General features: G+C 54.0%; 8 protein-coding genes, 1 tRNA gene, 2 rRNA genes and 2 pseudogenes (1 of these 13 running past the window's edge). 5 read left to right on the top strand and 8 right to left on the bottom strand.

What is annotated here, in order from left to right; all coding sequences use genetic code 11:
* The 3 genes from ACHQGU_RS08485 to ACHQGU_RS08475 all read left to right on the top strand — a co-directional run.
* Positions 1-820: ribosomal RNA gene (locus ACHQGU_RS08485) — 23S ribosomal RNA — on the top strand; it begins 1,922 nt to the left of the window's first position.
* 120 nt (positions 821-940) lie between these two features.
* Positions 941-1,056, top strand: a 5S ribosomal RNA gene (gene rrf, locus ACHQGU_RS08480).
* Between the two features lie 27 nt (positions 1,057-1,083).
* Positions 1,084-1,160 (top strand) — tRNA-Met (locus tag ACHQGU_RS08475).
* 81 nt (positions 1,161-1,241) lie between these two features.
* On the opposite strand, the pseudogene ACHQGU_RS08470 reads toward ACHQGU_RS08475, so the two are convergent.
* The 7 genes and pseudogenes from ACHQGU_RS08470 to ACHQGU_RS08440 all read right to left on the bottom strand — a co-directional run.
* Positions 1,242-1,672 (bottom strand): annotated as a pseudogene (locus ACHQGU_RS08470) (transposase); the annotation flags it as partial.
* Positions 1,673-1,762: 90 nt separating this feature from the next.
* Positions 1,763-3,097 (bottom strand): MFS transporter, encoded by a 1,335-nt coding sequence (locus ACHQGU_RS08465; protein WP_395494646.1) that lies wholly within the window; start codon positions 3,095-3,097, stop codon positions 1,763-1,765.
* Between the two features lie 30 nt (positions 3,098-3,127).
* Entirely contained in the window at positions 3,128-4,813 is a 1,686-nt protein-coding gene (locus tag ACHQGU_RS08460) for a GMC oxidoreductase (protein WP_395494645.1), read from the bottom strand.
* Positions 4,814-4,870: 57 nt separating this feature from the next.
* Positions 4,871-5,968, bottom strand: coding sequence for a Gfo/Idh/MocA family protein (locus ACHQGU_RS08455; protein ID WP_395494644.1), 1,098 nt, complete (start codon positions 5,966-5,968; stop codon positions 4,871-4,873).
* 1 nt (position 5,969) lies between these two features.
* Positions 5,970-7,028 (bottom strand): sugar phosphate isomerase/epimerase family protein, encoded by a 1,059-nt coding sequence (locus tag ACHQGU_RS08450; RefSeq protein ID WP_395494643.1) that lies wholly within the window; start codon positions 7,026-7,028, stop codon positions 5,970-5,972.
* The gene (locus ACHQGU_RS08445) at positions 7,025-7,957 is read right to left on the bottom strand and encodes a sugar phosphate isomerase/epimerase family protein (protein WP_395494642.1); all 933 of its coding nucleotides are present in this window, start codon (positions 7,955-7,957) and stop codon (positions 7,025-7,027) included. The genes ACHQGU_RS08450 and ACHQGU_RS08445 overlap by 4 nt, the downstream gene beginning before the upstream one ends.
* A gap of 128 nt (positions 7,958-8,085) precedes the next feature.
* Entirely contained in the window at positions 8,086-9,099 is a 1,014-nt protein-coding gene (locus ACHQGU_RS08440) for a LacI family DNA-binding transcriptional regulator (protein ID WP_395494641.1), read from the bottom strand.
* Positions 9,100-9,542: 443 nt separating this feature from the next.
* On the opposite strand from ACHQGU_RS08440, the gene ACHQGU_RS08435 reads away from it, so the two are divergent.
* Positions 9,543-11,885 carry a TonB-dependent receptor gene (locus tag ACHQGU_RS08435; RefSeq protein ID WP_395494640.1) on the top strand — a complete coding sequence of 781 codons (2,343 nt, stop codon included), beginning with the start codon at positions 9,543-9,545 and terminating at the stop codon, positions 11,883-11,885.
* Positions 11,886-12,102: 217 nt separating this feature from the next.
* Here the strand turns inward: ACHQGU_RS08435 and ACHQGU_RS08430 are convergent.
* A pseudogene (locus tag ACHQGU_RS08430) lies at positions 12,103-12,489 on the bottom strand (IS701 family transposase); the annotation flags it as partial.
* Between the two features lie 28 nt (positions 12,490-12,517).
* Here ACHQGU_RS08430 and ACHQGU_RS08425 point away from each other — a divergent pair.
* The gene (locus tag ACHQGU_RS08425; RefSeq protein WP_395494639.1) at positions 12,518-12,688 is read left to right on the top strand and encodes a hypothetical protein; all 171 of its coding nucleotides are present in this window, start codon (positions 12,518-12,520) and stop codon (positions 12,686-12,688) included.
* Positions 12,689-12,692: the final 4 nt, after the last annotated feature.

Genomic DNA, 12,692 nt, shown 5'->3' with positions numbered 1-12,692 from the left:
ATGAACCTTTACTGCAGCTTTACAGTGGCATCAGAGACATTCTGTGTAGGATAGGTGGGAGGCTTTGAAGCAGGGGCGCCAGTTCCTGTGGAGCCATCCTTGAAATACCACCCTGAATTTTTCTGATGTCTAACCGCGGTCAGTTAGCCTGATCCGGGACCCTGTATGGTGGGCAGTTTGACTGGGGCGGTCGCCTCCCAAAGTGTAACGGAGGCGCGCGATGGTGGGCTCAGGCCGGTCGGAAACCGGCTGCTGAGTGCAATGGCATAAGCCCGCCTGACTGCGAGAGTGACAGCTCGAGCAGAGACGAAAGTCGGCCATAGTGATCCGGTGGTCCCGCGTGGAAGGGCCATCGCTCAACGGATAAAAGGTACTCTAGGGATAACAGGCTGATCTCCCCCAAGAGTCCACATCGACGGGGAGGTTTGGCACCTCGATGTCGGCTCATCACATCCTGGGGCTGGAGCAGGTCCCAAGGGTTCGGCTGTTCGCCGATTAAAGTGGTACGTGAGCTGGGTTTAGAACGTCGTGAGACAGTTCGGTCCCTATCTGCCGTGGATGTTGGAGATTTGAGAGGATTTGTCCCTAGTACGAGAGGACCGGGATGAACATACCTCTGGTGCACCGGTTGTCGCGCCAGCGGCACCGCCGGGTAGCTAAGTATGGACGGGATAACCGCTGAAAGCATCTAAGCGGGAAACCCACCTCAAAACTAGATCTCCCTGAGAGCCGTGATAGACCATCACGTTGATAGGCCAGGTGTGGAAGCGCAGTAATGCGTGTAGCTAACTGGTCCTAATCGCTCTATAGGCTCACTCTCATACTGTCCCCTTAAAAGGACAGCCCGTGCACAGAAATCATCCATGCACGCGTCACACACAAAAAAATTCTCTCTTTACCAACCGCATCCACACCACCCCACTCAGGGTGGACTGGATGACCTGGTGGCCATGGCGGGGAGTGATCCACCCGATCCCATCCCGAACTCGGCCGTGAAACCCCCCAGCGCCTATGATACTGCGGCTTAAGTCGTGGGAAAGTCGGTCGCCGCCAGGTCTTCCAGTCTACCCTAATCAACACCACCGCGGGGTGGAGCAGCCCGGTAGCTCGTCAGGCTCATAACCTGAAGGCCGCAGGTTCAAATCCTGCCCCCGCAACCAATGAACTCTATAAAAACCCCGCTAAGTCACTGACTCGGTGGGTTTTTTTGTTGTAACTCACACTACACGCCTGCCAAATATCTCATTATCAACCGCGATGAGGCGCTTGCGACTGACAATCTTCTTGCCTGCGTCATAAACTCCAGACTTCCGCATGGGGTGTCTTGATGCTCTGGCTGTCGATAATAGCGCCGGATATAATGGTCTCGCGTTCGACTGCCTCCCGATCCAGCATCAGACAGACATTATAGAATGGGCTGAAACAGGAAACGACGCATCAGGCTGCGGCACCACCAGTAAACTGTCTACCATGGACCAAAATGAACCGGTAGCATCTCCCTCCAGCAGCCTGAACGAACAAGATCACGCAGCGCATTGATAATTTCACGGAAATCTGTTGTCCACTTCCGGTCATGCTGGTGCGCAGGCGGCATCAGCGGCGATATACGGCCCCATTCCTCATCGGTCAGGTTTAACGGACAGTGTTTCGTCTCGCGCGTGACCCCGGCCATCCGGCTTCTCTACTCTGGGGGTCACATTCGTGGCTTGAATCATGAGCGGCGCCTCTTGAAAACTCGTCATATCGAATTTCCAAAAAGGCACTAAGAATGCAACGCATTTCTGCGCGACCACAGAAGGATAAGGCAGATCTGCAGACACGTTGCGGCAAGAGGCAGACCGACAAAGCCAGCCGAGATCCATTGTTTCGTGCTCTCGGGGAAGGTTGTCAGGGTGCCGGAATAATGTCCGTAAGAGAGCAGCTGGGCCAGTATGAAGCCCGTCACGCCCATAGAGAATTTTGTGACGAGCGTATTGAGCGAATAGGCTAGGCCCGTGGTGCTTTCATTTGTTGCTGCCCGTCCTTCGTCAATCGCACTGGATAGCAGAACATAGTACAGGGGGGACATAATACCCTGTGCACCGGTCAGAAGCGCGAACAGCGTTAGAAAGCTTGTCTGCGACCAGCCTGTCATCAAAAGCATTGCGTAACAGAGGAGCTGGACGAGCATGGCGGTTAGGGTTGTTTGCAAGAAGCCGAGGCGTTTTGTGACATACTGCGACAATGTGGCACCAAAGAAGCTCATGACGGTTGCTGTTGTCAGCAAAACACTTCCGAGCTTTTCTGTTCCTCCCAAGACCACGCGGGCATAATAGAGCGCGAACCCGTACAGTGCTGCCAATCCTACGAACTGGAGAAAGACCAGTCCATTGCAGAGCCATAGGGAACGGTTCGCGGCAATATTACGCAAGGAGCGAGCCGGATTTTGCAGCGATGGGGGGGAGGGATAGCGCACGCAGCAATTCCGCGACACCATGACCCATAACACCGTGGCAATGACGGCCAGGGTGAAAGCATACAGCGCCATGCCGTGCTGGCGTTGAACCATTCCCGTTCCTCCGCCGAGCCACATCATAGCCGGAATGGTCAGGGACGAGACGATGAACTGACCGCTCTGACATCCCATCATTCGGAAAGCATTCAGGCTGACCCTGTCATGCAGGGAACGGGTCATCATGGTTCCTAAGGCACCATAAGGTGTGTTGATGACCGAATAGATCGCGCCAAAAATAATATAGGTTACCCCGGCCCACAGGATACGGCCCTGTGTGGAGAATGGTGCCGCGTAGAAACACAAAAATCCAGTGACGCCGAAGGCAACAGCCAGCCGTCCGATGATTTTTGGAATGACGGTCCCGCCTTTGCGGTCCAGTATCCATCCGATAGTTGGATCACAGAACGCATCAAATGTTCGGGCAATCAGCAGAATCCATGCAACAGCAGTAACCGGAAGTCCGTCAATATCGGTGTAGAAGAACATCAAATAAGATGACGTCATCCCCCACATGAGGTTTGACGACAGATCTCCGCAGCCGTAGGCAATTTTTTCACGTATAAGGATTTCGTCTTTGGCAAGACCTTTGACTGCTCGGGACATTTCGCACCTTTTCTCTAAACAAGGTTAGTCTTAGAGACGGCCGGCTTTCAGCTCTGTCGCCAGGTGGTTACAGGCACGTGTGCTCAGCGCCATGACAGTCAGGGTGGTGCCCAGTGAGCCGCCTGTTGGGAAGCAGGAGGCATCCGTCACATACAGGTTTGGCACGTCCCATGCCTGGCAGTAGCTGTTAAGAACGGATGTTGCCGGGTTGTTGCCCATGCGTGCCCCTCCACTTTCATGAATGGCAGCGCCCATAACCATGCTTTTTGGAAACATCTTGCGTAGAAACCAACGGATAGGGGGCAGGGCGTCGGGAAAGAAGCCATTTCTTTTCTCACCAAGTCCGAGCGGTGAAACCCAGAAGTCGACCTTGCCACCACCCGCCTCAATCATATCCGCACAATCACTGATTTGCTGCTGGAGCATGGCACGTTCGACGGGATGCAGCGTGCAGCGAATATGTGGCAGGGGCACACCCCAGCGGTCCCGCTGGCGGGGATCAAGCGTGACGCTGTTATCGGCATAAGGCAGCATTTCCCCGAATGCCATGATCGTGACAGAACGTGTTGGTGCGTTTGTTTGCGTAATATCATGACGTCCGATCGAACCTTGATAGGTATAGCCTTTTGGGAATAACGGATTACGCGTGTTATCAATATTTTGGTAACGAGGCACATACAGTCCACCTGTCGTGCCGAACAGCGGGTGAACCGGCGGAGCTACGTTCGGTCCCTCACGCCGGGCGACCGGCCATTGCCCAAACATCAGGCTAGGGCATTGGTCCATGAAATAGCGTCCGAGAACACCTGAACTGTTTGCCAGTCCATCAGGATGCCGGGCGTTGCGTGAATTAAGTAAAAGTCGCAGGCTTTCAATGGGAGATGCGCAAATTACCACCGCCCGGGATTGCGCCAGATGCTGCGTTCCGGTTGTTCTGTCAGTATAGGCTACGCCTGTTGCGCGCCCTGTTGCGAGGTCGGTCGTGACTATGGTGGCAATGCTGTCAGACTGAAGGGTTAAGCGTCCAGTTTCGAGCGCGGCACGCAATGCGCGCGGCACCCGTCCTCCGTCATGCGGATTGAAGCGCCAAGCTACAACATGTCGCTCTGGCCAGCGGGCCTGCACAGCTGTCCGGAAGCTGCTTTCTTCCGGTGTCAGAGGGGTAGGCTCAGCCATCACGCCGTCTGGTGCAGTCTCCACACCATCCATGTTTCCTGCAATGCCAAGAAAACGTTCAACCTTTTCGTACCATGGCGCAAGATCAGCATAGCAGATTGGCCAGTCTAGGCCGTTCGTGCCTTTACTGGCGCCGCGGAAATCATAGTCCGACCAACGGAACAACACACGTCCAAATGTGTGCAACCTGCCGCCAATCTGCCGTCCACGGATCCATATAAAAGGTGCACCTTTTGGTGTCGTGTAGCCATGCTTCCAGTCATTGACGAACAGATGTCGCACATGTTCGCTGAAAAACGCGACGCGGGCCTGAATATGCTGCCCCGACAGTGTGGCACGGATGCGCGGCAGAAGTTGCATGTTGCCGCGTTTACCTTTTGGTGGACTGCCTATGTCCTTTTTTTCCAGGGATCGCCCGGCCTCAATCAGGAGTATGGAGAGGCCTTGTTCCGTCAGTTCCTTCGCAGCAAAGCTTCCTGCGGCACCTGAGCCGACGACGATCACGTCAAAGGTTTGTCCGGAATTGGTGTATTCAGACATATTTGTTCCTGGGGCAGCTGGCCACAAAGGGCCGGGGAAAGATTGGAGAAAGGGTGCTCATGCCGAAATGGTCGTCCAGACGCCGTCTTGGGCTCCAGAGGTGAGCGTTGCTTCGATAAAGGCCTGTCCCCGCAGTCCGTCATTCAGGCGGGGGAGAAGAGGGGCTTCCTGGCCATCCAGCATCAGCGCAGCATCCGCATAAAGACGAGCAAAGGCCTCAAGGTATCCTTCGGGATGGCCTTGCGGCAGGAGGGATGGCATTTGCACGGCGCGTCCGCCTCTGGACAAAGCTGTAGAATGTCCGTCAGAGGTGGACAGGGTGAGTGTTTCAGGCTGCTCCTGGCGCCATTCAAGCCCGGCTTTCTCACCGAAGATACGGAGTTTCAGGTCGTTGCCACACCCCGTGGCGACCTGACTAACCCATAGTCCACCCACGACACATGGGCCAAAGCGAAGCTGTATTTGCGCATCATCTGGGACAGCATGTCCCGTCACAAGCGACGAAACACGGGCGGAAACTTGTGTGCATTCCAACCCGGAAACGAATTCGGCAAGATGAAACGCATGTGTACCGATATCGCCAAGGCAGCCGCCTGCGCCGCCAATCTGCTTATCCAGTCGCCAGCCGCCCTCGGATTCCGAGCTACCCAACCAATCCTGCAGGTATTCGACCTGAATGCCGCGTAACGCTCCAAGCGCGCCGTTGCGTACCAGTCGGCGTGCCTCGCGCACCATGGTGTAGCCAGAATAGGTATAGGCCAGTGCCATTTGCGGTGAGGGGACCGAAAACCGCGTGGCGAAATTGCGTGCCGCTTCCATCGTTGTGGTCAGAGGCTTTTCACAAAGGACCGGAATGCCAGCCTCCAGAAAGGCAGATGCGACCATCAGATGTGTGTCGTTAGGGGTGACGATGACAGCCAGCGCGATACCGTCGGTGCGTTGGGCTTCAACTCTGGCCATGGTCAGCCAATTTTCATAGCATCGCTCGGGAGCCAGACCGATCGATGCGCCTGCTTCACAGGCTCGTTTGGGATTGCGGGACAGGTTGGCTGCTACAAGATCAAAAGACCCTGTCAGCGCCATCGCTCGGCGATGGACATCGCCCATGAAGGCTCCCGGCGCCCCTCCAATCATCCCGACAGGCCAGCGTCTCATATCATTCTCCTTCAGCCTGAAGGCCCAGACAGGCGTAGCGTTCTGTTTTTGAAAGGGGGCTTGCTGCAAAATCGTCGAAAGCCTGTGTGCTCAACTCGATCATATGCTGCCGGATGAAAGGGGCACCTTCGCGTGCACCCTGCATGGCGTTCTTGAGGCAACATTCCCATTCCAGAACAGCCCAGCCGTCATAGCCATATTGTGCCAGACGGGAGAAAACAGCCCGAAAATCGATCTGTCCATCACCAAGGGAACGGAACCGTCCGGCGCGCTCGCGCCATCCCGAGAACCCACCATAGACCCCTTGTCGTCCTGTGGGCCGGAACTCCGCATCCTTGACATGAAAAGCGCTGATCCGGTCATGATAAAGATCAATGAAGGCGAGATAATCCATTTGCTGTAACAGCATGTGACTGGGGTCGTACAGGATACCGCAGCGGGGATGATAATCCACCAGATCAGCAAAGCGCTCGAAACTGGTGCCGTCATGTAAATCCTCGCCCGGATGCAACTCGAAGCACAGGGTGGTTCCGGTTGTTTCGAAAGCATCTAGAACAGGTCGCCAGCGCTTTGCCAGCGTCGTGAATGCCAGGTCAATCAGCGTTTCATCACGTGGCGGCCAAGGGTAGAGATAGGGCCAGGCCAGTGCGCCGGAGAACGTGGCATGCGCCTTTAGTCCAAGCCGGGCTGATGCCGTGGCGGCCAACAGAAGTTGTGCATGTGCCCAATCGGTCCGGGCTGCTGGATTGCCGCGTACGGCTGCGGGGGCAAAGCGGTCGAACTGTGCATCATAAGCGGGATGAACAGCCAGACATTGACCTTGAATATGAGTGGAGAGTTCGGAAATCTCGATATCGTGTCCGGCCAATTGTCCCCGAATCTCGTCACAGTAATCCTGGCTTGATGCCGCAAGCGCCAAATCGAAAATTTCCGGGATGTGGGTTGGTAGCTGTAGAGCGCGATAACCGAGAGAGTGGCTCCATTGTGCCAGACCGGACAAACTGTTGAACGGGGCCTGCGGACTGATGAACTGTGCCGCGAAGATGGCTGGCCCTTTCATGCCGTGTGTCCTGCGATCTGACGGATGAACTCCGTGCCTCGTTCAAGTGCTGGAATGGGTGTGGGGCAGGAATCCAACTCAAGGATCGGACCGCAGCTAAGAGGCGCGTGGGCCAGAAGCGCGTTTAGACTGGCAAAATCTACTCGACCTGCGCCAGGTTCGCAGAAATAGGGACGATGACGAGCGTGAATGTTGGCGTCGATAGGTGTGGTAGCGGGCATCGGCCCCGTTGCGTCCTTCCAATGCATCGCTACGACACGGCTTAGATGGCGACGGACTAGAGAAACCGGGTCGCAGCCCTCCAGAATGATATGCGCAGGATCAGGGCAGAGTGCGACATATCGCGGATCTGTTAGCAGCATGAACAGATCGACATCCCGTGATGCGCAGGCTACGGAATGGGCCTCGGTATGGATGGCAAGCGTTATGCCATGCTCGGCTGACGCTGCTCCCATCCTGTTAAGTAGTCCGGCCAGAGGCGCTGCAAAATCCAGATCTACAAACCGATGAGAGCAAGATGGAAAGGCTTCACGGCAAGGCAGCCCCGCGACCAGAACCTTCCCATCCAGATGAGCCAGGAGCTCTGATGCTGCGTGTACGCGCGCGAGGATGAGTTCTTCAGATTGCGCATGTTCCGATACGGGAATGCGGTCCAGATCCGCGAAGAACGAGGACCAGATTTCCAGCCCGCGCGCGCGCAGTTCCGACAGAATTCGGCTCTGCGGTCCGAATGTTGCTGCAAGTGCGGAGGGTTCGAACGGGGGGAAGGTTAGTTCAATCCCACAGACACCAGCATCCCGCACGCTATCCAGTATCCGGGTCCAGAACGCAGGCGCATCCGCTGCAGCCAATGTTGCAATGTCGGCTTCGGTTTTCACATTCCAAAAACAGGGATTATTGAAAGTGACCAGATCCGTCCCGATTTTCATGTGAAGGCACTCCCAGCGGTTTGCGCAGCGTTCCTTCATCTTGCATACAGAACGTTCCGGAAAATGCAACCGATTGCCATTACGTTTTTGGAATAATTTTTAGGTACTGTCGATCTGCCTAAAAGGGATTAGCTGGATTGGCGGGGTATAAAGGTAGGGGAGAGGGAGACTAGGCGTGGCCTCGTAATGCGACCACATTTTAGATCAGCCAGTGCCTGAACGGCTACGCGCCCGATCTCCACTGTCGGTTGAGCTACGGTCGTCAGGGCAGGGGTGGTAAAGCCGGTGTAATCCATGCCGTCATAGCCTGTTACCGCCACATCGTCCGGAACCCTGAGCCCACGGCCTTGCACAACATGCAGAAATCCTAGTGCCAGGGCATCGGAGCAGCAGATGACGGCGCTGGGGCGTTCGGGCAGTTCCAGAAAACGTTCCGCTGCGCGCACCCCCGATGGCATGTCGAACTGACCGCCTTCCAGGCGCACCAGGTTGTCCGTGTACCCGTGTGCGGTCAGTCGGTCACAAACCGCGCGATAGCGGATTTCTTCATGCTTGATCTCTTTGGGGCCTGCGATATAGGCGAAACGTTTATGTCCTCGCCGCAACAGGTGATCGACGATGGCCACAAAGCCATCGGCTTCCTGTGTTGTTACGCTGGTCAAGCCTTCCGCCGTCAGATCCTTCATAATGCTGACAACTGGCAGGCTTTCCTCGTCAGGCTCCCGGTCAAGGGACGGCATCCAGTTCTGGGCAGCGACGATCAGGGCGCTATCCGCCACCCCCGCCCGCAGAGATTGAATCACATCATTGGCCGAGAGCGTCTGATCCAGGCATTGTTGAAGCATGACCCTGAGGCCGAGTGAGGTGGCTTCTTCGCAAACACCCAGCAAAATCTGGGTAAAGACCGGAGAGATGGCTTGCCCGGAGAAACTGGGCGCCAGAACCAGAATGGTGTCGGATGTCCCGCGGCTGAGGTTACGGGCTACGATATTGACGGCATAACCGAGTTCTGTTGCCACCTTCTGCACAAGCTGCCGTGTTTCCGTGCTTACGCGATTGGGGCGTGAGAGGGCCCGGCTTACAGTTGAGACATTCAGGCCGGTCTTTTCTGCCAGATCTGCCAAGGTTATCCGCTTGTTCAACTGTTTTATGCTCCTGCATTGTATCTTTAAATGCTCGGGACAGAAAGCCTCAGTTTATGCCGTTGCGCAACTGGTTGCGTTCGCGAGGTCGTATCTTTTTTGGTATGTTCTGATGCCAGTGCCTTGTGGTGTGTGAGGAATCTGCAACAGGCTCTTTCAATATCAAATTGCAGAGCGCGCATAAAATTTAGATTTTACTACCCTGTCTATTGGCAATCGATTGCCAATAGATTTTATAAAAATCGAGTATTCCAAGAGGTTTATGAGAATTTTTCCCGATCAAACAATTGGTTTTTTGGATGGGATGAAGTCTATTTTTTGTAGAAAGCTAAGATAATACCGTTTGATATTTATTGTGAAAAAGAAACATTTTCTTCTGGACGTTCGTTACGGAATCATGGCAAGCGCTTTCTTAGGAAGATCGTTTTAGATGGAAACTCGGCATGCAGACCAAGACCATATTCTGTGGAAAGCACTGGCTACTGGTGACGTCCCTATTGGGGGCCGGAGGCATCTTTTCGCCGGCGGTAGCGCAATCTTCTCCGGTTTCCTCGGTGTCCTATCGCTCGACAAAAAGTCACCACATCTCGCAGCAGGGATCAGCGCGGGTTTCTTCGGAAACCCGCGCCCACAAGGTGCCGGTGGCGCGTGAGGCATCATCTCCTGAAATGGTTGATGTGCAGGTCGCACGTGCTAGCGGAGGAGGCATGATGCGCCGTGAAACCGCCTCACATAGTGTGCAGACCATCAGCCGTCGCTTCATTGAAATGCGCAGCCCTGCCGGGACAGCGCTTGATATGGTCAAGAACCTGCCAAGTCTGAATGTCTCCAGTCAGGACACGTCAGGCATGACCGGTGGCTCGATCCAGAGCCGCAGCCTGACCGACAGCGACATGGGGCTGCTGTTCGATGGGGCCGTTGTTACCTCGGGGGCCGGCTACATTCAGGAAGATATCGATAGCGAAAATATTGATCGTATTGAGGTCACGCCTGGTAGTTCTGCTATCGATCAGCCGGTTACTGCGGCTGCACTTGGCGTGATGAATGTCACTACGCACACGCCGGGCCACAAATATGGTGGTTTGATGGATTTTTCCTACGGTACGAACAATCTGTCTCGCGAATTTATTCGTCTGGAAAGTGGAGATGTCGGCAATACTGGCCTCCGCTCATATTTCTCGTTCTCCCATACGCATGCAAATAACTGGATTGGGGCTGGAACATCCGAGAAGAAACATATCGATTTCGGGGCTCAGAAAGATATTGGATCGGCGTCCTATGTGAAATTCTTCACGTCCTGGAACCAGGAATCCTACGGCATTTACAATTATCCCAGTGAGGACCAGTTCTATGCCAAGAAGCATGGGAACGGTACCTGGGGAGCAAGTAGTGACCCCAAGAGCAGCACGTTCTGGGGTAATCATCGCGAAGGGCCTTGGAATGAGCTCTTTATGACGCTTCCGGTCCACTTGCAGCTGACTAATAAGCTGAAATTCGATCTGCTTCCCTATTTTGCATACGGTCGAGGTTGGAGTTCGTCACCTTCAGGTGAGGCAGGAGAGGGACTGTCCTACGCCAATGGCGCTCCCGTCTCTTCGACGCAAGCTTCGGTTAATTATTATGATCAGCGCACTCCGACGACGGGTGCTACAGCAAAACTAACCTACGATATTTCCCGGCACAATCAGCTCACGCTGGGTTACTGGTATGGCTACACCCAAAGCCGACAGTGGGGACCGAACAGCAGCATTGCCAGTAATGGATTTTCACTGAATCCGGATAATCTCTCAACCGCATATTTTCGCGATGGCAAGCGGGATTACTCCTCCAATCAGCAAACGGGCGATCAGATTCATGCCTTGTTTGTCCAGGACACGGCCCGCTATCTGCAGGACAGACTGGTCATCTCAGCAGGCTTCAAATTCGCAATGGTCAATTACTGGTTCAACAACTATCTGACAAATTCAAAGATGGGCGCCAATTCTGTCGCACCTTTGCCGCGTTTTTCGGTGTCGTACCGTTTCAATAGCCACCACCAGCTTTACGTCAACGCGCAGGGCGACTTCCGCGCGCCGGATCCGAGTAACCTGTCAGCTAATACGATGCTTCCTCGCAATCAGTATTCGATTAAGGAAGAATTGGGATATCGCTACAATGATAAATATTTTGATCTTGACCTGTCACTATTTAACTATGCCATTACCAACCGACTTCTGAGTGTATACAATACCGACAATTCGTACAGCACCATCAACGCTGGCAACCAGACTGCCCGGGGCTTCGATGTGATGCTGGGCATGCATCCGATCCATAATTTTAGCCCGTATGTCTCTTTTGAATATCTGAACGCGCACATGGACTCGAATGTGCCGTATGGTGCTTCCTACCTGCCGACCAAGGGCAAGCAGGCAATCATGTCTCCGCATGTCATGGCCAATTTCGGCCTGACCTATAATTCAAAGCACTTTTTTGCCAACGCAACGGTGCATTACACCGGTCCACAATCTGTCACGCTGGTAGGCGATCAGAGAATTCCAGGGTATGTGACCGATACTTTGTCTCTTGGATACCGGTTTTCGCCCTTCTTCGTGGCTAAATCCCCGACATTCCGTCTGAATTTCACCAACCTCACTGGTTCTTTGGTCCGGACAGGCACAACAGGGGTCGCCAATAACTATCGTGCTGTTACTCTTCTGAATGGTGAAAGCATTGCAGGTAGCGGAGGTGCCAGTTTCTACGTTGAGCCTCGCTTTAGTATGACGGGCACCATTTCTACCTCTTTTTAAATAATTTAATTATTTCTTACAAAGAGTGTTCTGTGATTTTTGTGCTGAGTTGTGCATGGCGGTGGAATGAATATGCCTCGTGAACAGCATCGCTCTAGCATTACAGTCGCGTTTTGTAACGCGAGTGAGCATGGATAGATAGCGTTGGCCTGATGTGTTCGTCGAAAGGCGGACCATCTGAGGATGTGAGCGACGGGTAACCTGCGTTGGGAAAGTTTTACGACGAGGCGCCTGATCTCCTGTATGGGCCAGCGGACAAGGATCGTCGTGTCCTGTGGGGTGTTTTTGGGTTTCAGTGAGTTTTCCTGGTAACGGGCACTGGGCCGTGACGGCATAGGCCAGCATGACTAGGGAGACATGCGGATGCCATCCATGTCAGGAGCCGGTTTCGTTATGATCAAGCCTGCATGGTTGTTCTTTTCGGGCACCAGTTCGTAAAATAGGCGAGGTTGCTCATTGGCGGTGTTTCAGAGAATCAGTAGACCACGAGGCTATAGCCTCGCCCTCCCTTTGTGCGGCTTCCCGCTGACAGACGACACCAAACCTGATCTGACAGATCCGAAGCAATATCTTTCGCCTCTCCGGCAATCTGCGGTTCAACTGACGTTCCGCTGTTCATGAAACCCTGAATCATGGTGATCTATACCATTGCTTGGCTCCATATCTTTGGGACTGAAAAAGAAAAATGGAGAGAAACATGTTTACAAAGCGAAAATCATCCGGCGATCAATGAGCATCCAACTTTTTCTCAATATCAGATTATCTTGGCATCATTAAATGGGTATGGCAAACGATTGCCATAGCTTT

Source organism: Acetobacter sp. KSO5, assembly GCF_044094635.1.
Taxonomy (GTDB): domain Bacteria; phylum Pseudomonadota; class Alphaproteobacteria; order Acetobacterales; family Acetobacteraceae; genus Acetobacter; species Acetobacter cerevisiae.
Note: the sequence above shows the minus strand (reverse complement) of the source record. Positions and strands in the feature narration are given on the sequence as shown.

What these genes read in the sequence shown, in the direction of transcription:
- ACHQGU_RS08450 (WP_395494643.1), bottom strand. Translation starts at nt 7,028, where the DNA reads ATGAAAGGGCCAGCCATCTTCGCGGCACAGTTCATCAGTCCGCAGGCC.
- ACHQGU_RS08435 (WP_395494640.1), top strand. Translation starts at nt 9,543, where the DNA reads ATGCAGACCAAGACCATATTCTGTGGAAAGCACTGGCTACTGGTGACG.
- ACHQGU_RS08460 (WP_395494645.1), bottom strand. Translation starts at nt 4,813, where the DNA reads ATGTCTGAATACACCAATTCCGGACAAACCTTTGACGTGATCGTCGTC.
- ACHQGU_RS08455 (WP_395494644.1), bottom strand. Translation starts at nt 5,968, where the DNA reads ATGAGACGCTGGCCTGTCGGGATGATTGGAGGGGCGCCGGGAGCCTTC.
- ACHQGU_RS08465 (WP_395494646.1), bottom strand. Translation starts at nt 3,097, where the DNA reads ATGTCCCGAGCAGTCAAAGGTCTTGCCAAAGACGAAATCCTTATACGT.
- ACHQGU_RS08425 (WP_395494639.1), top strand. Translation starts at nt 12,518, where the DNA reads ATGGTGATCTATACCATTGCTTGGCTCCATATCTTTGGGACTGAAAAA.
- ACHQGU_RS08445 (WP_395494642.1), bottom strand. Translation starts at nt 7,957, where the DNA reads ATGAAAATCGGGACGGATCTGGTCACTTTCAATAATCCCTGTTTTTGG.